General features: G+C 72.7%; 16 protein-coding genes, 2 pseudogenes and 1 riboswitch. Of the genes and pseudogenes, 10 read left to right on the top strand and 8 right to left on the bottom strand.

All coding sequences use genetic code 11. The features are described 5' to 3' along the window. Window positions 1-259: 259 nt before the first annotated feature. Window positions 260-1,039, bottom strand: a complete 780-nt coding sequence (locus ABT112_RS18805; protein WP_351510942.1) for an isocitrate lyase/PEP mutase family protein — start codon at window positions 1,037-1,039, stop codon at window positions 260-262. Next, window positions 1,036-1,548 (bottom strand): carboxymuconolactone decarboxylase family protein, encoded by a 513-nt coding sequence (locus ABT112_RS18810; protein WP_351510944.1) that lies wholly within the window; start codon window positions 1,546-1,548, stop codon window positions 1,036-1,038. Before ABT112_RS18810 ends, ABT112_RS18805 begins: the two co-directional genes overlap by 4 nt. 47 nt (window positions 1,549-1,595) lie before the next feature. Between ABT112_RS18810 and pdxR the strand changes: the two genes are divergently transcribed. The 3 genes from pdxR to ABT112_RS18825 all read left to right on the top strand — a co-directional run bounded on the left by pdxR (window position 1,596) and on the right by ABT112_RS18825 (window position 4,969). Beyond that, entirely contained in the window at window positions 1,596-3,131 is a 1,536-nt protein-coding gene (pdxR, locus tag ABT112_RS18815; protein WP_351510946.1) for a MocR-like pyridoxine biosynthesis transcription factor PdxR, read from the top strand. 269 nt (window positions 3,132-3,400) lie between these two features. Continuing rightward, complete coding sequence (locus tag ABT112_RS18820) at window positions 3,401-3,775, top strand: hypothetical protein (protein WP_351510948.1); 375 nt, start codon at window positions 3,401-3,403, stop codon at window positions 3,773-3,775. A 9-nt stretch (window positions 3,776-3,784) separates the two neighbouring features. After that, window positions 3,785-4,969, top strand: coding sequence for a glutathionylspermidine synthase family protein (locus ABT112_RS18825; protein WP_351510950.1), 1,185 nt, complete (start codon window positions 3,785-3,787; stop codon window positions 4,967-4,969). A gap of 390 nt (window positions 4,970-5,359) precedes the next feature. Here the strand turns inward: ABT112_RS18825 and rocD are convergent, their stop codons facing one another. Next, the gene (gene rocD, locus ABT112_RS18830) at window positions 5,360-6,565 is read right to left on the bottom strand and encodes an ornithine--oxo-acid transaminase (RefSeq protein ID WP_351510952.1); all 1,206 of its coding nucleotides are present in this window, start codon (window positions 6,563-6,565) and stop codon (window positions 5,360-5,362) included. Window positions 6,566-6,683: 118 nt separating this feature from the next. Beyond that, window positions 6,684-6,774: riboswitch (ZMP/ZTP riboswitch) on the top strand. A gap of 372 nt (window positions 6,775-7,146) precedes the next feature. Next, complete coding sequence (gene tnpA / locus ABT112_RS18835; protein ID WP_502975387.1) at window positions 7,147-7,593, bottom strand: IS200/IS605 family transposase; 447 nt, start codon at window positions 7,591-7,593, stop codon at window positions 7,147-7,149. Between tnpA and ABT112_RS18840 the strand changes: the two genes are divergently transcribed. After that, window positions 7,592-8,926, top strand: coding sequence for an RNA-guided endonuclease InsQ/TnpB family protein (locus ABT112_RS18840; RefSeq protein WP_351510954.1), 1,335 nt, complete (start codon window positions 7,592-7,594; stop codon window positions 8,924-8,926). The two genes, tnpA and ABT112_RS18840, sit on opposite strands and share 2 nt — an antisense overlap. 283 nt (window positions 8,927-9,209) lie before the next feature. Here the strand turns inward: ABT112_RS18840 and ABT112_RS18845 are convergent. Further along, a pseudogene (locus ABT112_RS18845) lies at window positions 9,210-9,830 on the bottom strand (RNA polymerase sigma factor); the annotation flags it as partial. Here ABT112_RS18845 and trpS point away from each other — a divergent pair. Both trpS and ABT112_RS18855 read left to right on the top strand, forming a co-directional pair. Then, on the top strand, window positions 9,829-10,842 hold the full coding sequence (gene trpS / locus ABT112_RS18850; protein WP_351510956.1) for a tryptophan--tRNA ligase: 1,014 nt from the start codon (window positions 9,829-9,831) through the stop codon (window positions 10,840-10,842). The pseudogene ABT112_RS18845 and the gene trpS overlap by 2 nt on opposite strands. A gap of 271 nt (window positions 10,843-11,113) precedes the next feature. Next, window positions 11,114-11,695 (top strand): 2'-5' RNA ligase family protein, encoded by a 582-nt coding sequence (locus ABT112_RS18855; RefSeq protein ID WP_351510958.1) that lies wholly within the window; start codon window positions 11,114-11,116, stop codon window positions 11,693-11,695. A 120-nt stretch (window positions 11,696-11,815) separates the two neighbouring features. Here ABT112_RS18855 and ABT112_RS18860 read toward each other — a convergent pair whose 3' ends face one another. Beyond that, entirely contained in the window at window positions 11,816-13,069 is a 1,254-nt protein-coding gene (locus tag ABT112_RS18860; RefSeq protein WP_351510960.1) for an FAD-binding protein, read from the bottom strand. A 320-nt stretch (window positions 13,070-13,389) separates the two neighbouring features. Here ABT112_RS18860 and ABT112_RS18865 point away from each other — a divergent pair, with 320 nt between their 5' ends. Next, entirely contained in the window at window positions 13,390-14,388 is a 999-nt protein-coding gene (locus tag ABT112_RS18865) for a YihY/virulence factor BrkB family protein (RefSeq protein ID WP_351510962.1), read from the top strand. Here ABT112_RS18865 and ABT112_RS18870 read toward each other — a convergent pair. Then, window positions 14,291-15,586: a D-alanyl-D-alanine carboxypeptidase family protein gene (locus ABT112_RS18870; protein ID WP_351510964.1), complete on the bottom strand. Its 1,296-nt coding sequence runs from the start codon at window positions 15,584-15,586 to the stop codon at window positions 14,291-14,293. The genes ABT112_RS18865 and ABT112_RS18870 overlap by 98 nt on opposite strands. A gap of 98 nt (window positions 15,587-15,684) precedes the next feature. On the opposite strand from ABT112_RS18870, the pseudogene ABT112_RS18875 reads away from it, so the two are divergent. Continuing rightward, window positions 15,685-15,915 (top strand): annotated as a pseudogene (locus ABT112_RS18875) (SCO4848 family membrane protein); the annotation flags it as partial. Window positions 15,916-16,074: 159 nt separating this feature from the next. Further along, window positions 16,075-17,706 carry a metallophosphoesterase gene (locus ABT112_RS18880; RefSeq protein WP_351510966.1) on the top strand — a complete coding sequence of 544 codons (1,632 nt, stop codon included), beginning with the start codon at window positions 16,075-16,077 and terminating at the stop codon, window positions 17,704-17,706. Between the two features lie 46 nt (window positions 17,707-17,752). On the opposite strand, the gene ABT112_RS18885 is transcribed toward ABT112_RS18880, so the two are convergent. Further along, entirely contained in the window at window positions 17,753-18,418 is a 666-nt protein-coding gene (locus ABT112_RS18885; protein WP_502975388.1) for an HD domain-containing protein, read from the bottom strand. A 235-nt stretch (window positions 18,419-18,653) separates the two neighbouring features. On the opposite strand from ABT112_RS18885, the gene ABT112_RS18890 reads away from it, so the two are divergent. Continuing rightward, window positions 18,654-19,364, top strand: a complete 711-nt coding sequence (locus ABT112_RS18890) for an NADPH-dependent FMN reductase (protein WP_502975389.1) — start codon at window positions 18,654-18,656, stop codon at window positions 19,362-19,364. Window positions 19,365-19,509 lie beyond the last annotated feature (145 nt).

A 19,509-nucleotide genomic window follows, 5' to 3' on the forward strand; every position in this document is an offset into this window, starting at 1 on the left:
GGGGTGGGGGGTTCCGGAACGTATATTTACGGCCCTGGGGGCCACAAATACACGGCAGCTTCCGGAACCCCCCACCCCTGCGGCCCCGTCACCCTCACGTCTCGTCGGCGGCTGACTCCTTTCGCCGCTGAGCCAGGAACAGCCTTTCGGCCGTCGCCGTCCCCGCGGCCGCCACCGCCACGTCTTGTCCGCGGCTGACGCTCTTCGCCGTTGAGCCGGGAACAGTCTCTTGGTCGTCGCCGGGTTTGACCCGGTGCTGTTACGTCTTGTCCGCGGTCGGCCCCTCCGGGGCCGTCGTACGTGAGAGCTGGTCCGTGCGCAGTGACCGTGCGAGGTCCCGTACGGCGGCGGCCGCCCGGGCGTGCAGGCCGCCGCCGAAGGTGACCCGGGTGGCGCCGAGTTCGCCCAGCTCGCGCGGTGACGGGCCGTCGGGTACCGCGAGGGCGTTGAGCGGGCAGCCGATCCCCGCGGCGAGCTCCGGCAGCAGCCGGGGCGGCGCGAGGATCGGGTACACGCAGTCCGCGCCGGCCGCCGCGTACAGCCGCCCGCGTGCGATCGCTTCGTCCGGGCCGCGGTCGCCCCGCAGGAAGGTGTCGACCCGGGCGTTGATCACCAGGGCGTCGCCCGCGGCCTCCCGCACCGCTGCCAGCCGGTCCGCCTGCCGGCAGGCGTCCTCCAGCCCCGTGCCGTCCGGTGCGGAGTCCTCCAGGTTGCAGCCCGCGGCCCCGGCCTCCAGCAGCCGTTCCACGATCTCCGCCGGCGGGAGCCCGTAGCCGGTCTCGATGTCCGCGGAGACCGGGACGTCGACGGACCGGACGATCCGGGCGACCGCGGCGAACATCTCGTCGGGCGGGGTGCCGCCGCCGTCCTCGTACCCCAGAGTCGCCGAGACCCCCGCGCTCGGGGTCGCCAGGGCCGGGAACCCCGCCTCCTCGAAGGCGCGGGCGCTCACCGCGTCCCAGGGGCCGGGCAGGACGAGCGGATCGTCCGGCGTCCGCCCGTGGTGCAGTGCCCGCAAGCGTGCGGCCGGGGTCGTCACGCGTACATCCCGGGCCGGTAGGCGCCCGGCTGGGCGCGGGTCGTCACGGCGATCCGGTTCCAGGCGTTGATGGTGATGATCATGCTGATGAGCCGGGCGAGTTCGGCCTCCTCGAACTGTTCGGCCGCCCGCGCGTACACCGCGTCCGGCACGAAGCCGTCGGTGAGGACCGTGACCGCCTCGGTCAGTGCCAGGGCTGCCCGCTCCTTCTCGGTGTAGTAGCCGGTCGCCTCCTCCCAGGCGCTGAGGAGGAAGATCCGGTCCTCGCGCTCACCGGCGGCGCGGGCGTCCTTGGTGTGCATGTCCAGGCAGAACGCACAGTGGTTGAGCTGCGAGGCGCGGATCTTCACCAGCTCGGCGAGGGTCGGGTCGATGCCCTGCTTGGAGGCCCGTTCGAGCGCCACCATGGCCTGGTAGACCTCGGGGGCGACGTCGGCGAGGTTCATCCGCGGGCCGTGGGTGCCGGTGGCGGTGGTGGCGGTCGTGGGGGCCGTGGTGTCCGTTGTCATGGGGATCACGCTATGGGGACAGTGGCCTAGGAGTATGGTCCATTCTCATGGGGGAAACATGGGCCACTTTCGGGGCGGACCTGCATTTGGACCTGCCGCCGCGCGGGACCTCCGGAGTGCGCAACGCGCTGATCGGCGCCCTGCGGGACGCGGTCCGCTCCGGCCGGCTGACGCCCGGCACCCGCCTGCCGTCGTCCCGGTCCCTCGCCGCCGACCTCGGGCTGGCGCGGAACACCGTGGCGGACGCCTACGGCGAACTCGTCGCCGAGGGCTGGCTCACCGCCCGCCAGGGATCCGGCACCCGGGTCGCCCGGCGGGCCGAACCGGTGGGGCGGCCCGGTGGCGGTGCCGGAATTCCCGGTGGCGGGGCTCCTGGTGGCGGGATTCCCGGTCGCGGGACTCCTGGTGGCGGGACGGGGAGGCCCGGTGGCGCCGAGCGCTCCGGGGCCGCGCCGAGTGGCGGTGCCTCCCGCCCGGGACTGCGCGGCGCGCCGCCGCGGCCGGTGCACAGCCTGATGCCCGGCTCGCCCGACGTCTCGGCCTTCCCGCGCTCCGCCTGGCTCTCCGCGGCACGCCGGGCGCTGTCCACCGCACCGGGCGAGGCGTTCGGCTACGGCGACCCGGCCGGGCGCCCCGAACTGCGCCGGGCCCTCGCCGACTATCTGGGGCGGGCCCGCGGTGTGCGGGCCGCCCCGGACCGGATCGTCATCTGCTCCGGCTTCGTCCAGGGGCTGATGCTGGTCGGCCGGGCGCTGGCGGCGCTGGGCCTGACCACGGTCGCGGTCGACTCCTACGGTCTGGACTTCCACTGGGATCTGATCACCAGCGCCGGGCTGCGCACCGTGCCGCTGCCCAAGGACGAGCACGGGACCAGGGTCGGGCAGCTGGAGTCCGTCCCCGAGGCGGGCGCGGTGCTGCTCACTCCGGCACACCACTTCCCCACGGGCCGGCCGCTGTCGCCGGACCGCCGGGCCGGCGTCGTCGACTGGGCGCGGCGCACCGGCGGGCTGATCCTGGAGGACGACTACGACGGCGAGTTCCGCTACGACCGCCAGCCGGTGGGAGCCCTCCAGGGGCTGGACCCGGAGCGGGTGGTCTACCTGGGCACGGCGAGCAAGAGCCTGGCTCCCGGGCTGCGGCTGGCCTGGATGGTGCTGCCGCAGCACCTGGTGGGGGAGGTGCTGGCGGCCAAGAACCCCGCGGAGCAGATGACCGGCACCCTGGACCAGCTCACCCTCGCCGAGTTCATCACCGGCGGGGCCTACGACCGCCATCTGCGCGGCATGCGGCTGCGCTACCGGCGGCGCCGCGACCAGCTCGTCGCGGCCGTCGCGGAGCGCGCCCCGCACATCGCGGTCACCGGCGTCGCCGCGGGCCTGCACGCGGTACTCGAACTCCCGCCGGGCACCGAGGACTCCGTGGTCCGGGCCGCGGCGTGGCAGGGGCTGGCCCTCGAGGGGCTGCACCGCTACCGCTACGACACCACCGAGGAGGGCCCCGACGGTCTGGTCGTCGGCTACGGAGCCCCGGCCGACCACGCGTTCGGCGCCGCGGTCGAGGCGCTCTGCCGGGTGCTGCCCTGAAGGGTGCGGGCGCCCGGTCCTCGGGGTGGTGCCGGTGGCGGCTCCCGTGGGTGGATTCCGTGGGTGGCTCTCGGCGGTGGCGCGGGCCGTGGCCTGGGCCGGGCCTGACTCCGGGGCGGAGGGGACGGGGTGGAGGAGCCGGTGCAGGGGAGACGAGCCGGGGGAGCGGCGCCGGACGGGAGGCCGGGCCACCCGGCCGCGGCCCGCGGCGACCCAGCCCCTACGCTGACCCCTGTTCGATCGGCATGAACACGACGGGGATGAACGACATGGCAGACGCACGACGCCGAGTACGGTCCGGCACGGTGATCCTGGGCAGCATGGGCGCCCTCGCGGCAGTGCTCACCGCCTGCGGCTCCGAGCCCGACAAGCGGTGCGTGGACCGCGACAGTTACGAGTACGACAAGGGATACCGGGTCGTCGACACCAAGCAGTGCTCCGGCACGACGTCCGCCAAGTCCCGGTCCCGGCGCGACGCCGCCTGGTACTACGACGCCGACGTCGAGAACGGCTGGGCCGAGGACGGCCACTTCGACCGGTCCCACAGCTCGTCCGGCGGTTCGTCCGGCGGCTCCAAGGGCGGTTCCTCGGTGGAACGCGGAGGCTTCGGCCATGGCTCCGGCCACGGCAGCAGCGGCGGCTGAGCACCGCCCATGCGACGCCACACCATCACGCCCCGCCCCGACTGGCAGGCCGCGGTCGAGGAGCAGGGGGTCATCTATCCGCTGACCCGCTACCCGGACGACTCGCTGCGCCCCTACTGGGACGAGAGCGCCTACTACGCGTTCTCCCTTCCCGAGGTCGAGAACCTGGAGGAGGTCGTCGAGGAACTGCACGGGATGTGCCTGGCGGCCGCGGAGCACATCGTCGAGCAGAAGCGTTTCGCCGACCTGGGCATCACCGATGCCCGGGTGGCCGAGAAGGTCGCCGAGTCCTGGCGCCGCCGGTCCGAACAGCCCAGCATCTACGGGCGGTTCGACCTGCACTACGACGGCAGCGGCCCGGCGAAGCTGCTGGAGTACAACGCCGACACCCCGACCTCCCTGGTGGAGGCGGCCAGCGCGCAGTGGTTCTGGATGGAGGACCGGTTCCCCGGCGCCGACCAGTGGAATTCGCTGCACGAACGGCTGGTGGACGCCTGGAAGCGGCAGGCGGCCCTGCTGCCGCTCGGCGCACCCGTCCACTTCGCGCACTCCGCGGGGGACGAGCTCGGCGAGGACCTGATGACGGTCGCCTACCTCCGCGAGACCGCCGAGCAGGCCGGGCTGGAGACCGAGGCGATCTCCATGGAGGACATCGGCTGGGACCGGCTCTCCGGACGGTTCGTCGACAAGCGGCTCCGGTTCATCCGCAGTTGCTTCAAGCTCTATCCGTGGGAGTGGCTGACCACGGACGGCTTCGGGCGCAACGTGGTGGACACCCTCGACAACGGCGGAAGCACCGGCAGCACGCTCTGGATCGAACCGGCCTGGAAGATGCTGCTCTCGAACAAGGCGCTGCTCGCCGTGGCGTGGGAGCTCAACCCGGGGCACCCGAACCTGCTGCCCGCCTACCTGGACGGCCCCCGCGAACTGGCGGCCACCTCCGGGTACGTGGCCAAGCCGCTGCTGGGGCGCGAGGGTGCGGGCATCACCGTGCACGAACCCGGCGCCCCCGCGACGCCCCGCGACGAGGCCTGCTGCTACCAGGAACTGGCCCCGCTGCCCGACTTCGACGGCAACCGGGTGGTGCTCGGCGCATGGGTCGTCGAGGACGAGGCGGCGGGACTCGGCATCCGTGAGTCGTCGGGCCTGATCACGGACGAGTACGCCCGCTTCCTGCCGCACGTCATCCTCTGAGGCCAGGCGAGGCCCTGCCAGGCCAGGCAGGGCCAGGCCAGGCAGGGCCAGGCCAGGCAGGGCCAGGCCAGGCAGGGCCAGGCCAGGCAGGGCCAGGCCAGGCAGGGCCAGGCCAGGCAGGGCCAGGCCAGGCAGGGCCGGGCCTGGCCCGGCGCGGCCCGGCTCGTGACGTCCGCGGGATCCCCGTGTGCGCGGGGATCCCCATGACGGGTTGTTCGGCACGACGCCGGGCACCCGTCATCGGCGATCCCGCCGACTCGTGCGCAGGCGCGAGACCTCCGCGGATCCCTCCGCAGGTGCGGAGAGCACCCACCGGCCGGTGCCCGTCGCCGACGCGGATCCCCGCCCCGCCGTGGTTCCGGGGACCCGCGCGGCGCCGCGTGCCTCCGGTCAGCCCCGGAGCACGCTCCGGAGCTGCTCGAGACCCCAGTCGAGGTCCTCCTTGGTGATCACCAGCGGCGGGGCGATCCGGATCGTGCTGCCGTGGGTGTCCTTGACCAGCACGCCGAGGTCCATCAGCTTCTCCGAGATCTGCCGGCCCGTGCCGTGTGCGGGGGCGATGTCCACACCGGCCCACAGGCCGCGGCCGCGCACCGCTTCCACCGCGCCGCCTCCCACCAGCAGCCCCAGCTCGGCGTGCAGATGGTCGCCCAGCTCGGTGGCCCGCTGCTGGTACTCGCCGGTGCGCAGCATGGCGATCACCTCCAGGGCGACCGCGCACGCCAGCGGATTCCCGCCGAAGGTGGAGCCGTGCTCGCCCGGGCGGTGCACCCCCAGCACGGCCGAGGACGAGACGACCGCGGAGACCGGGACGACGCCCCCGCCGAGGGCCTTGCCCAGCACATACATGTCCGGGACCACGCCCTCGTGCTCGCAGGCGAACGTCCGCCCGGTGCGCCCGAGGCCGGACTGGATCTCGTCCGCGATGAACAGCACGTCCCGGGCCCGGGTCAGCTCCCGGACGCCCGCCAGGTAGCCCGGCGGCGGCACCAGCACCCCGGCTTCGCCCTGGATGGGCTCCAGCAGCACCGCGACGGTGTTGTCGGTGAGCGCCGCTTCGAGCGCGGTCAGGTCCCCGTACGGAACGATCTCGAACCCGGGGGTGTACGGCCCGAAGTCGGCGCGTGCCTCCGGGTCGGTGGAGAAGCTGACCACCGTGGTCGTCCGGCCGTGGAAGTTGTTCCGGGCCACGACGATCTTGGCCTGGTTGTCCGGAACGCCCTTGACGCGGTAGCCCCACTTGCGCGCCGTCTTCACCGCCGTCTCCACGGCTTCGGCGCCGGTGTTCATCGGGAGCACCATCTCCATGCCGCACAGCTCGGCGAGCTGGGTGCAGAAGTCGGCGAACCGGTCGTGGTGGAAGGCGCGGGAGGTGAGGGTGACCCGCTCCAGCTGCGCCTTCGCGGCGTCGATCAGCCGCCGGTTCCCGTGCCCGAAGTTGAGCGCCGAGTACCCGGCGAGCATGTCGAGGTAGCGCCGGCCCTCGACATCGGTCATCCACGCTCCCTCGGCGGAGGCGACGACGATCGGCAGCGGATGGTAGTTGTGCGCGCTGTGGGCCTCGGCGGCGGCAATGCTGCGTTCCGTAGTCGTCACGGGGGTGCTCCGTTTCGGTGTCGGGGCCGGTTGGTGCTCATTTCTATCGTCGCTCGGGCGGTTTGCGAAGAAACCCTCCGGAACTTGTGGACCGGGCTGGGACCGACCATGGACTGTGCGGGCACGCGGCGACCGGCGAACGTGGAAGCGACCACGAGGGAGCCGTGCGCGGCCATCGCCGTGCGGTGCCGCCCGCCTGGGCACCCCGGGGCCGTGACCGACCTGCGCGGAGCGACCCGGAGGAATCCATGACCGCGTCCGTCGCCCGTCCCGCACTCCCGCCCGTCCCGCACTCCCGCACGCCCCGCTCCCGCACGCCCCGCTCCCGCACGCCCCGCTCCCGGACCGAGGTCTCCCGCACCCCGCCCTCGCGGCCGAGGGTCCGGAACTCGTCGCACTGATCAGCGCCGAGGAGCAGCTCCGGGCCGACACCGACGCCGGTGAACGCGCTGATGTGCCTCGTGTGGTGCATGAGTCCTCCTGATCGACGGGCGGTGCGGCCTCTCCGCCCCGCTCTTGCACCTCTGTTACCGGGTTCACGCCGGGGATGAATGCATGTCAAGGCTGCTCTGACGTGCAGGTCAGAGGTGGCGTTGTTGCTGTTCGATGTACTGGCGGATGGTCGCCAGTGGTGCTCCGCCGCACGATGCGGCGAGGTACGAGGGTGACCACAGGTGACCGTGCATGATCGCGCGGTTGACCCGTCCGGTGAACTCTTGCCGTATCCGGCGGGCGGAGACGCCTTTGAGGCTGTTGACCAGCTTCGAGACGGCGACTTTGGGCGGGTAGTTGATCAGGAGGTGGACGTGATCGCGTTCGCCGTTGAACTCCGTCAGCTCCGCCTCGAAGTCCTCACACACCTTCCGCATGATCTCTTCGCAGCGCGCCAGCATCTCATCGTCGAACACTCCGCGCCGGAACTTGGTCATAAAGACCAAGTGAACGTGCATCGCCGAAACCACATGCCTGACACGCGTGTAATCATTCACCTGATCTATGAGACCAAGTCGTAGTAGCGTCGCGGTCATGCAGCTCCGCTATAACTACCGGGCCTACCCGGATGCCTCTCAGCGCCGCGCTTTGGCGAAGGCGTTCGGGTGCGCGCGTGTGGTGTGGAACGACTGCCTGCGCGACCGCAGGGAGGCGCATGCGGCGGGGCTGCCGTATGTGACGTCGGGCGAGCTGTCCCGGCGTCGCATCACCCAGGCCAAACGCGCCGAGGAGCGTGCCTGGCTGGCGGAGGTGTCGGCGGTCGTCCTGCAACAGTCCCTGCGGGACCTGGATACCGCCTACAAGAACTTCTTCGACAGTCTCAAGGGCAAGCGGCAGGGCCGGAGGGTCGGGCCGCCTCGGTACAAGTCGAAGAAGGACCGTCGGCAGTCGATCCGCCTGAACACCAACGCCTTCTCCCTCCAAGCCAACGGCACCGTGTATGTGGCCAAGGTCGGCAACCTGAAAGTCAGGTGGTCGCGGCGGCTTCCGGCCGCACCCACCTCCCTGACCGTCACCCTGGACAGCTCCGGCCGGTACTTCCTCAGCTTCGTCGTCGACACCGAACCGGCCCCCCTCCCCGAGTCGCAGACCGACACCGGTATCGACCTCGGCTTGTCCACCTTCGCCGTCCTCTCCGACGGGACGAAGATCTCTGCCCCGCGCTTCCTGCGCCGGGCGGAGAAGAAGCTCAGACGGCTTCAGCGGGAGCTGTCCCGCAAGGCGAAGGGGTCGAGGAACCGGGCCAAGGCCCGGATCAAGGTCGCACGCCAGCACGCACGGGTGACCGACCGGCGCCGGGACTTCCACCACAAGGCATCCACACAGATCATTCGCGAGAACCAAGCGGTGTATGTGGAAGACCTTGCGGTGTCCGCTCTCGGGCGTACCCGGCTGGCCAAGTCCGTGCACGACGCGGGATGGGCTGCCTTCGTCGGCATGCTGGAATACAAGGCCGCCAAACACGGCCGCACCTTCGCCAAAGTGGACCGGGCCTTCCCCTCCTCCCAGCTCTGCTCAACGTGCGGATTCCGGGACGGCCCCAAGCCCCTGCACATCCGGGAGTGGACGTGCGGCCGGTGTGGCGCCGTGCACGAGCGTGATCACAACGCAGCTTGCAACGTCCTGACCGAAGGACGCCGTATCGTCGCCACCGGACGGGTGGAGACGTCAAACGCCTGTGGAGCGCCGGTAAGACGGGTACATGTGCCCGCACAGCGCGGTGAAGCAGGAAGCCCCCGGAAGGGTCAACCGACCCCGGCCGGAATCCCTGGACTTCAGGCCAGGGAGCACGTCAAACCGCTCGCGTCCTCCGGGATCCCAACGGGCCCCGCTGGGTTGCCCGTTCCCTCCTGCCGCCCTCCTGCTTGATCTCGGCACCGGGCCGGGAACTCCCGGGCCGGGAGCCTCCAGGGGCGGGCCCTGCGCCGCGGCCTGCTCCCCGCCGCGCCCGGTGCCGGGCACGTCCCGCCACGGTGGCGCCTGCCGCCCGCGCAGCGGATCCCGCGCGCCCCATCGCTACGCCTTGCCCCGCTCCGGTTCCCGTCGGCCCGGCGCCCGCACCGTCACCAGTCACACCACTGGCACCAGTCACACCACCGTCACCAGTCATGCCACTGGCACCAGTCACATCACTGGCGGCCGTCTCCGCCCCGAGCAACTGCTCCAGCCTCCGCAGCGCCCGGTTCAGCCGGGACTTCACCGTCCCGCGCGGCCAGCCGAGAGCCTCCGCCGTCTCCGCCTCGCCCAGATCCAGCAGATAGCGGTGGGTCACCACCCGGCGGTGCTCCTCGCTCAGTTCGTCCAGGGCGGTCAGCAGCCGCGACCGGCGCTCACCCGCCACGGCCGCCGCTGCCGGATCCGCCGACTCCGGTATCAGGGGCTCCGCCTCGGCCAGCGCCGCTTCCCGCAGCACCGCCGTCCGGTGCCGCCGCGCCGACCGCACTGTGTTTCTCGTCTCATTGGCGACAATCCGCAACAGCCACGGCCGGAACGACGCCCCCTCCCGGAAGCGCTCCAGCGACTGGTAGGCCTTCAGAAAGGCGGTCTGGACCACGTCCTCCGCATCCGCTCCCGCTCCCAGCAGGACCGCAGTACGGTGCGCGATCACGGTGTGGGCGCGCACCAGATCGGCGTACGCCTCGCACTCCCCGGCGCGCACGCGCGCGATCACGGTGCCCTCGTCGGAACCGATGCGGCTCCCCTTCCGCGTCCTCACACCTTTCCTACACCGGAGACCGAGGATCGGTTCCGCACCTGAGAGAATGGGCGGCATGGCCATTGAACGTCCCCGTGTGCTCTCCGGTATCCAGCCCACCGCAGGCTCGTTCCACCTCGGGAACTACCTCGGCGCGGTCCGCCAGTGGGCGGCGCTGCAAGAGAGCCACGACGCGTTCTACATGGTCGTGGACCTGCACGCGATCACCGTCCCGCAGGACCCGGCGGAGCTGCGCGCCAACACCCGGCTCGCCGTCGCCCAGCTGCTCGGCGCCGGACTCGACCCGGACCGCTGCACGTTGTTCGTCCAGAGCCACGTCCCCGAGCACGCACAGCTCGGCTGGGTGATGAACTGCCTCACCGGCTTCGGCGAGGCCTCCCGGATGACGCAGTTCAAGGACAAGTCCGCCAAGCAGGGATCCGACCGGGCCACCGTCGGTCTGTTCACGTACCCGATCCTGCAGATCGCGGACATCCTGCTCTACCAGGCCAACGCCGTCCCCGTGGGCGAGGACCAGCGGCAGCACATCGAGCTGACCCGCGACCTGGCCGAGCGCTTCAACGGCCGGTTCGGCGAGACGTTCACCGTCCCGGAGCCGTACATCGTCCGGGAGACCGCCAAGATCTACGACCTCCAGGACCCGACGATCAAGATGAGCAAGTCGGCGTCCACGCCGAAGGGCATCATCAACCTCCTCGACGAGCCCAAGGTCTCCGCCAAGAAGATCAAGAGCGCGGTCACCGACACGGGCACCGAGATCCGCTTCGACGAGGAGCACAAGCCGGGGGTGAGCAACCTCCTGACCATTTACTCCACCCTCACGGGCACAGGAATCGCCGAACTCGAGCAGAAGTACGTGGGCAAGGGCTACGGTGCGCTCAAGACGGACCTGGCCGAGGTGATGGTCGAGTGGGTGACCCCGTTCCGGGCCCGCACCCAGGAATATCTGGACGACCCCGAGACGCTGGACTCCATCCTGGCCAAGGGCGCCGAGAAGGCCCGTGCGGTCGCCGCGGAGACCCTGGCCCAGGCCTACGACCGGGTCGGATTCCTCCCGGCCAAGCACTGAGCCGGGCGCCGTCGAGCACGCCGGGGGCCGGGTGGCAAGAGTCCCTGGGCCCCGGGACGGAGGACCGAGGACGCTCGCGGCGGCCCGGCCGAACCGCCACACTGGCCCTGAGCGCCACGGCGGCGGACCGGCAGGGGCAGGACAGGCGGCAGTGGCACGACGGCGGTAGCACCAGAACACGGCAGCGGTAGCACCGGAACACGACAGCACCGGAACACGACAGCGGCAGCATCAGCACTGGTCAGCAGCGGCGGAAGCAGAGGAGAACGACGTGGGGACCGTTACGCTCGGCGTTTCGATCGCGGTCCCGGAGCCCTACGGCAGCCTGCTCCAGGAGCGGCGCGCGGGCTTCGGCGACCCCGCCGCCCACGGCATCCCCACGCACGTCACCCTCCTCCCGCCCACCGAGGTCGACCCCGCCGACCTCCCGGCCTTCCGCCGGCACCTGGCCGAGGTCGCCGCAGCCGGGCGCACCTTCCCGATGCGGCTGAACGGCACCGGCACCTTCCGCCCGCTCTCCCCGGTCGTCTACGTCAAGCTGGCCGAGGGCATTCCGGAGTGCAGCGATCTCCAGGAAGAGATCCGCTCCGGTCCGGTCCGCCGCGAGCTGCAGTTCCCGTACCACCCGCATGTCACGGTCGCCCACGGCATCGAGGAGGAGGCGATGGACCGGGCGTACGAGGAGCTCGCGGACTACGCCGCCGCCTGGACGGTGTCCGGCTTCGCGCTCTACGAGCAGGGCGAGGACGGCCACTGGCGCATGATGCACGAGTACCTGTTCGGGGACGGTCCGGGTGTGCCCGCGCAGACGTCACCGGCCGAGGCATCGGCCACCCACTCCCTGCGCCCCTGACCCCTCCGTACGCCCCCCCCTCCGCACGCCGCGACGACAGCGTGAGCGAGAGCCTGCCCGCGCTCCGGCTGTCCTCCGCCCCACCGGCCCGGAGAGTCCGGCTCAGACGGCCCGGACGGCTCAGAGCCCCAGCCGCCGCGCGAGGTCCGAGGTGAACACCCCGTCCGGGTCCAGCCGTGCGCGGGCCGCGCGGAACGCGTCGAGTGCCGGGTACATCGCGGCCAGCAGCTCCGGCCGCAGCCGGGAGTCCGCCGCGAGCCGGACCCGGCCCCCGGCGTCCGCCACCTCCTCGTCGAGCGTGTCGAGCAGCTGCTCCAGGCCCGGCAGATCGGCGGGGAACTCCAGGGCCATGGCCCACCCCTCCGCCGGGAAGGACAGCAGCCCCGCCCCTCCCGGCCCCAGGCGCTGGAGCACTCCCACCGCGGAGGAGCAGCCGCGCCGCGAGATCCGCCGGACGATCCGGCGCAGCGCGTCGTCCCGGTCGTGGCCCACCACGAACCCGTACCGCACCGTGGCGCCGCGCGTCGGGAGCCGGTACCAGGGCGGGGCGCCGTACAGCGGGTGGAAGAAACCCGGGATCCTCCGGAGGGCGCCGGTCCGGTCGCGCGGCACCACCCGGCACCACAGCTCGTTGCTCAGGCCGGTCACCGTCCGCCCGAGCCGCCCGTCGAGCCAGGAGCGGGGGAGCGCCGGGGGCGGCCACCGGAACCGGCCCGGCCGGAGGGCGAGCGGTGCCCGGAGGGCGCGCCGGGGGAGCGCGTCCAGCGGCGCGTGGGCGCCGCAGGTCACCACTCCGCGCCCCGTCGCCGCGCCGCGCGCCAGCAGATCGATCCAGGCGGCGGAGTAGCGGTGCCGGGGGTCCGCCTCCGTCAGCCGGACCAGCAGGTCGTCGAGGTCCCTCGCCCGTTCCCCGGCCGCCGAGATCAGCGAGGTCTCGACGGGCAGCAGCCGGATGGTCGCCGAGAGCACGGCGCCGGTGAGGCCCAGGCCGCCCGCGGTGGCCCGGAACTCCTCCGGGGTGTCCCGCGGGGTGAGGATGCGGATCGAGCCGTCGGCGGTCAGCAGCTCCAGGGACCGTACGTGGCGGGTGAAGCTGCCGTCCGCGTACTGGTTGCGGCCGTGGACGTCCGCGCCGACCGCGCCGCCCACCGTCCCGCCGCGGCCCGCCGGGACCACCGGTACGAACCAGCCCAGCGGCAGCACCACCGCCATCAGCCGGTGCAGACTCACCCCCGCGTCGCAGACGACCTCGCCCCGTTCGGTGTTGATCGAGTGAATCCGGTCGAGACCGGTCATGTCGAGGACGACCCCGCCCGCACGCTGCGGGGGAGCGGAGCGGCCTCCGTCGGCGTGCCAGGCGGTGACGGCGGACATGCCGGTGACCGTAGCGCCCGTTCTGGACAAAATGTCAATACATGTCACACTACTCACCGAAAAGGGTGATCCGGGATGGGTCAGACGCGCAGGCCGGTGCCCCGGCCCCGTCGCGCGCCGCACGGGAACACCGGCCCACACGGGAACACCGGCCCGCACGGGAACCCCGGCCCGCACGGCACCGACCGCCCGAACGGCACCGACGCCCCACACCGCACCCACCGCACCGACCGCCCACACCGCACCGACGATGCAGGCCACACGAGGAACGCGCGGGCCGAATGAGGAGCGCCCGGGCCGAGGGAGGGTAGACGCCCACCATGGAGTGGTTGACCCGGCTGCCCGTGATCGGGCCCGCGATGGAACGGCTGATGCGTACTCACGCGTGGCGGGCGTACGAGCGGTTGGACACCGTGCACTGGACGCGGCTGGCCGCCGCCATCACGTTCACCAGTTTCGTCGCGCTCTTTCCGCTGATCACCGTCGGTGCCGCCATCGGCGCCGCGCTGCTCACCGACCACCAGCTCCAGGAGCTCAAGGACAAGGCCGCCGACCAGGTCCCCGGCATCTCCGATCAGCTCGATCTCGACGGGCTCGTCGCCAACGCCGGAACCATCGGGGTCATCGCCGGCGCCCTGCTGCTCGTCACCGGTGTGAGCTGGGTCGGCTCGATGCGCGAATGCCTGCGCGCCGTGTGGGAGAAGGAGGAGGACCCCGGCAATCCGATCCTGCTCAAGCTCAAGGACGGCGCGGTCCTGGTGGGCCTCGGCGGGGTCGGGCTGGTCGCCATGGGCGGCTCGGCCTTCGCCAGCAGCGCCGTGGGCTGGCTCGCCGACCGGATCGGGATCCCCGAGGGCGGCGCCGGACGCGTCCTGCTCTTCCTCGCCGGCGTGGCGATCTCGATCCTGGCCGACTTCCTGCTGCTCGCCTATCTGCTGACCCGGCTGCCGCAGGTGAGCCCCGGACGGCGGGCGGTCGTCGTCGCGGGGCTGATCGGAGCGATCGGCTTCGAACTGCTCAAGCTGCTGCTGAGCGGCTATCTGCAGGGCGTCGCCGCGAAGAGCATGTACGGCGCGTTCGGCGTACCGATCGCCCTGATGCTGTGGATCAACTTCATGGCCAAACTGCTGCTGTACTGCGCCGCCTGGACGGCGACGCAGCGCGGCAACATGGAGATCGCGGAGCCGGAACCGGAGCCCGGCCCCGCGGACGCTCCCGGCGTCAGCCCCGGGACCGGCGGCGCACCAGATCCGGCAGCGGCCACCGGCGGTGCACCAGCAGCGCGCCCCCGGCCAGAGCCACCAGCACCCCACCCGTGATCCCCGCGACGGTCCACACGCCGCTGTGGGACGGGCCGGCGACCGAGGCGTTCGTCCGCTCCCGGCGGTCCTCGCCGTGCCCGGCCGCGGGCTGCTCGTCCTCCGCGCTCTTCGGCGGGACGAGCGTGCCGACCGGCCGGACCTTCCCGGCGGCCTTGAAGCCCCAGTCGAAGAGCCGCGCGGTCTCCTTGTAGACCTCGTCGTGCTCCTGGGTGGCGGGGTTCATGACGGTCACCAGCAGCACCCGGTCGCCGCGCTGCGCCACGCCGGTGAAGGTCGACCCCGCGTTCGAGGTGTAGCCGTTCTTGACCCCGGCGATCCCCTTGTACGGGTCGAGGCCGAAGTCGCCGGTGAGCAGCCGGTTGGTGTTCTGGATCGCGAAGCTCTCGCGCTTCTTCTTCTTGCCCTTCCTGGTCTTCTTCTGCTCGCCGGGGAACTGCGCGGTGGCCGTCGAGCAGTACTCGCGGAAGTCCGCCTTCTGCAGCCCGGAGCGGGCGAAGAGCGTCAGGTCGTACGCGCTGCTGACCTGGCCCTTCTCGTCGTAGCCGTCCGGGGTCACCACCTGGGTGTCCCGGGCGTTCAGCTCGGTCGCGTGCCGCTGCATGTCGCGGACGGTCTTCTCCTTGCCGCCGTTCATCGCGGAGAGCACGTGGACCGCGTCGTTGCCGGAGCGCAGGAAGACACCGAGCCAGAGGTCGTGCACGGTGTACGTCTGGTGCTCCTTGACCCCGACCAGGCTGCTGCCCTCGCCCATGCCGGCCAGGTCGGACGGCTGGACCGTGTGCTTCCGGTCCTTGGGCAGGCCCGGCAGCACGGTGTCGGCGAAGAGCATCTTCAGGGTGCTGGCGGGCGGCAGCCGCCAGTGCGCGTTGTGCGCGGCCAGCACATCGCCGGACTCCGCGTCGGCCACCAGCCAGGAGTGGCCCGACAGCTTCTTCTCCGGCAGCTTCGGGGCACCGGCCTTCAGCCGTACCTGGGTGTCCGGCCGGCCCAGCAGCTCGCCGCCGACCGTCGACATGTTCGCCGGCGGCCGGGCCTTCTCCTTCCGGCTGTCGTCCGCCGGGGCCGCGGACGCGGGAGAGGCGGAGAGGGCGGGCAGCAGGGCGGCCACCGCGAGGGTCAACGCGGCGCCGCGGCACGGCAGTCGGGACGGGAAGCCGGATGCGGCAGTACGGAAAGCAGGCACGATGGTGAACATATATGGCGATCGTGTCCATCGAGACACCGCGGTGTGTGACCCGCGCTCCAAGACACCCCACCGGCCCCCGCTCCGGGCGCCCGGTGATACTGGAACGCATGAAGCTGAGCCGCCCCGTGTCCTGGTTCCTGCTCGCCTTCGGGGTGTGGAGCTGGTTCATCTGGATCACATTCGTCAAGAACCTCTGGAAGGACGGCAGTGGCCTCGCGTTCGACGACGCGGGTGAGCCGACCGCGTACTTCTGGGTGCACCTGCTGCTCGCGGTGACGTCGTTCCTGCTGGGGACGGCGGTCGGCGTGATCGGGCTGCGCGGGGTACGGGCCCTGCGCAGGGATGCCGGATCGGCCGCGGGCGGTACCGCCTCCGCTTCCGCTTCCAGTTCCGGTGCCGGTTCCGTTTCCGGGCCGGCCTCCGGTGACGCCGCGGGGGCTCCGGATCCCGCGTCCGGGTCCGTGACGTCCTCCGGGTCGGCCGGGTAGGGCCACCGGATGATCCTGGTCGTCGTCCTCGTCGCCGCGGTCGTGCTCGGACTGCTGGGCGGCGTGCACTGGTATCTGTGGCGCCGCCTCGTGAAGGACACGACCGTCCCCGGCGGCCGGGGGCGGCGGGCCGGGACGGCCGCGGCGGTGCTGCTGCCGCTGACCACGGTCGGCGCGCTCGTCGGCGGCCGGGCCGGAGTGCCGTTCGCGGTGGAGCAGGCGCTCGCCTGGCCCGGCTATCTATGGCTCGCGCTGGTGCTCTATCTCACACTGGCTCTTCTGGTGGGGGAGGCGGTGCGGCCACTGCTGCGCCGGGGGCTCGCCGCCCGCGCGACCGCGGCGGGGGCTCCGCGGGACCGGGGCGCGGCCGGACCGGCCGCCGCCCCCGAGGCCCCGGACCGGCCGGAACCGGCTGCCGACGCCCCCGCGGACGCCCCGGTCGCTGCCGGGGCGACGCCCGGAGCCGCATCCGCAGCGGCGGGCGCGGCCGGAGCCGCGGCCACCGGGACGGCCGCTTCCGCCGGGGCGCCGGCTTCCGCCGGGGCGGCCGCTTCCGCCGGGACACCCGCTTCCGCCGGGACACCCGCTTCCGCCGGGACACCCGCTTCCGCCGGGACACCCGCTTCCGTCGGGACCGCCTCCGACGCTTCCGGGACCGCCTCGGACGTCCCCGCGGCCGCCTCTGACTCGGAGTCCGTCTCCGGCCCCGCCGCCGGCCCCGACTCCGACTCCGGCTCGACGTCCGCTTCCGGTTCCGCTTCCGCTTCCGACGAGCCGTCCACCGGTGCCGGCCCGTCCGGGGCGCCGCTCAGCCGGAGGCTGTTCGTCGCGCGGACCGTCGCCGCCGCGGCCTCCGCGGCGGCGGTGGGCACCGTCGGGTACGGGCTCAACGACGTCCTCGACGGACCGGCGCTCAAGCGGGTCACCGTCCCCCTCGCCAAGCTGCCCCGCGCCGCCCACGGCTACCGCATCGCCGTCGTCAGCGACATCCACCTCGGCCCGATCCTGGGGAAGGCGCACACCCGGCGGATCGTGGACGCGATCAACCGCACCCAGCCCGATCTGGTCGCGATCGTCGGTGACCTGGTCGACGGAAGCGTCGCGGACCTCGGGCCCGCCGCCGAGCCGCTCGCCGGCCTCCGCTCCCGGCACGGCTCCTACTTCGTCACCGGCAACCACGAGTACTTCTCCGGCGCGGCCGCCTGGGTCGACCACGTCCGCGAGCTCGGGGTGCACCCCCTGGAGAACGCCCGGGTGGAGCTGCCCGGGTTCGACCTCGCCGGGGTCAACGACATCTCGGCCGAGAACCAGGACCCCGCGCAGGAGGGCCCGGACTACGGGAAGGCCCTCGGCGACCGGGACACCGCGCGCGCCTCCGTCCTCCTCGCGCACCAGCCGGTGGTGATCCACGACGCCGTGCGGCACGGTGTCGACCTCCAGCTGTCCGGCCACACCCACGGCGGCCAGCTCTGGCCCGGCAACTACCTCGCCGCCCTGGCCAACCCCACCGTCGCGGGGCTGGAACGGTACGGCGACACCCAGCTCTACGTCACCCGCGGCGCGGGCGCGTGGGGCCCGCCGGTCCGGGTCGGGGCCGAGTCCGACATCACCGTCGTCACCCTGGCCTCCCGGCAGGCCTGACGCCTGCGCGGTCGGCCGGGAGGCCAGGGGCACCGCGTCCGCCCCTCTAGCCCGCTTCGTCCAGCAGGGACGGATTGATCCGGCGCACCACGGTCTCCAGCAGCCGCCGGTCGACCGCGGGCCACAGCACCTCCCGCGCCTCCCGGTACTTGGCCGTGAGCCGGGCGCGGTCCGCCGGAGGCAGTGCCGCCTGCCGGTCCGCGCGGGAGTTGTGGGCGTTGTCGGCGATCTTGAGCAGGGCGGAGTCCGGATCGGCGGCGAGCGCGCGCACCATGGCGGCGTAGGGCACGCCCGGCCGCTTGGTCACCGCGTCGACCAGCGACACCACGTCGGCGGCCACGCCTGCGGCCAGCAGCCCCTCGGCCGTCCACGCCGTGTCCTCGACGACGTCGTGCAGCAGCCCGGCCTGGGCCAGCCGCTCACCGACCGGGGCGAGGCCGTGCGCGACGGCGCGTACGTGCTCGATGTAGGGCACGCCGATCCGGTCCGTCTGCCCCGCGTGCGCCTGCGCGGCGAGCGCGTCGACCTCGGCGAACGCCAGCGTGCGGCCCGCCCCGGCGCCACCCGGCTCTCCCGCCCCGGCGCCACCTGGCTCTCCCGCCCCGGCGCCACCTGGCTCTCCCGCCCCGGCGCTCTCCGGTGCCGCCGAAGCGGCTCCCTCCCGGGCTCCTGCTCCGGCCGCGGGAGGGCTGCCGTCCCTGTGATCCCTCATCGGCGCTTCCCACATCATCGACGCACCCCCTGATCCTCCGTCCACAGCGCCGTCCCCGACGCTCCGCCCACGGCGTCGTCCCTCGCCTTCCGCCCACGGCGCCGTTCCGACCCTCATCCGTGGAGCCGCACCTTTCCCCACCAGGCGGTCGACGGCTTGACCTCAACCATTGTTGAGGCCGGAGGCTTCCGGTGACGGGCCGCACGGTGCGGTCCGCCGATCCAGGGAGAACATCATGCCCGAGACCCCGTTGCAGCTCGCCGTGATCATCGGGAGCGTGCGTGAGGGCCGCTTCGGACCGACCGTCGCCCACTGGTTCGCCCGCCGGGCCGAGTCGCGCAGTGACATGACGGTGGACGTCATCGACCTGGCGGAGAGCCCGCACGCGGAGGGTTCCCAGGGGTCCGCCACGACCGGCCGCCGCCCCGCTGAAGACCGCCGCCCCGCCGAAGACCTGCGCACCACCGAAGACCGCCGCCCCGCCGAAGACCCGCGCACCACCGAAGATCGGCGCCCCGCCGAAGACCCGCGCGCCTCCGAGGAGCCAGCGGCCGCCCCCGTCGCGCTCTCCCCGCGGCTGGCCGCCGCCGATGCCTTCGTCGTCGTCACCCCCGAGTACAACCACAGCTTTCCCGCCGCGCTGAAGCACGCCCTCGACGGGCACGGCGCGGAGTGGCGGGCCAAACCGGTCGGCTTCGTCTCGTACGGCGGCATCTCCGGTGGCCTGCGCGCCGTCGAGCAGCTGCGCCAGGTCTTCGCCGAGCTGCATGCCACCACCGTCCGCGAGACGGTGAGCTTCCACAACGTGTGGGACCGGTTCGGCGCGGACGGCATGCCGCTGGACGAGGAGGGCCCCGACGGAGCCGCCGCGGCGATGCTCGATCAAATCGCCTGGTGGGCCCATGCCTTGCGGGACGCCCGCACGGCGCACCCGTACGGGTCCTGACACGGCGCGGCACCGGGCAGCCGGCCGGCCAGGGCGCGGAACGAACCCGCAGGCCACGAAACCCGCAGGCCACGAAACCCGCAGGCCACGAAACCCGCAGGCCCCCGCACCCGCCGGTGCCACAAAACCCGCCCCCCAGAACAGC

The organism is Streptomyces sp. NPDC002055, assembly GCF_040296705.1.
In the GTDB taxonomy this organism is placed as follows: domain Bacteria; phylum Actinomycetota; class Actinomycetes; order Streptomycetales; family Streptomycetaceae; genus Streptomyces.

Bases quoted from the DNA above. Each gene is read 5' to 3' on its own strand.
- ABT112_RS18810 (WP_351510944.1), bottom strand. From the start codon at position 1,548: ATGACAACGGACACCACGGCCCCCACGACCGCCACCACCGCCACCGGC.
- pdxR (WP_351510946.1), top strand. From the start codon at position 1,596: ATGGGGGAAACATGGGCCACTTTCGGGGCGGACCTGCATTTGGACCTG.
- ABT112_RS18820 (WP_351510948.1), top strand. From the start codon at position 3,401: ATGGCAGACGCACGACGCCGAGTACGGTCCGGCACGGTGATCCTGGGC.
- ABT112_RS18825 (WP_351510950.1), top strand. From the start codon at position 3,785: ATGCGACGCCACACCATCACGCCCCGCCCCGACTGGCAGGCCGCGGTC.
- ABT112_RS18840 (WP_351510954.1), top strand. From the start codon at position 7,592: ATGCAGCTCCGCTATAACTACCGGGCCTACCCGGATGCCTCTCAGCGC.
- tnpA (WP_502975387.1), bottom strand. From the start codon at position 7,593: ATGACCGCGACGCTACTACGACTTGGTCTCATAGATCAGGTGAATGAT.
- trpS (WP_351510956.1), top strand. From the start codon at position 9,829: ATGGCCATTGAACGTCCCCGTGTGCTCTCCGGTATCCAGCCCACCGCA.
- ABT112_RS18860 (WP_351510960.1), bottom strand. From the start codon at position 13,069: ATGTCCGCCGTCACCGCCTGGCACGCCGACGGAGGCCGCTCCGCTCCC.
- ABT112_RS18865 (WP_351510962.1), top strand. From the start codon at position 13,390: ATGGAGTGGTTGACCCGGCTGCCCGTGATCGGGCCCGCGATGGAACGG.
- ABT112_RS18870 (WP_351510964.1), bottom strand. From the start codon at position 15,586: ATGTTCACCATCGTGCCTGCTTTCCGTACTGCCGCATCCGGCTTCCCG.
- ABT112_RS18880 (WP_351510966.1), top strand. From the start codon at position 16,075: ATGATCCTGGTCGTCGTCCTCGTCGCCGCGGTCGTGCTCGGACTGCTG.
- ABT112_RS18885 (WP_502975388.1), bottom strand. From the start codon at position 18,418: ATGAGGGATCACAGGGACGGCAGCCCTCCCGCGGCCGGAGCAGGAGCC.
- ABT112_RS18890 (WP_502975389.1), top strand. From the start codon at position 18,654: ATGCCCGAGACCCCGTTGCAGCTCGCCGTGATCATCGGGAGCGTGCGT.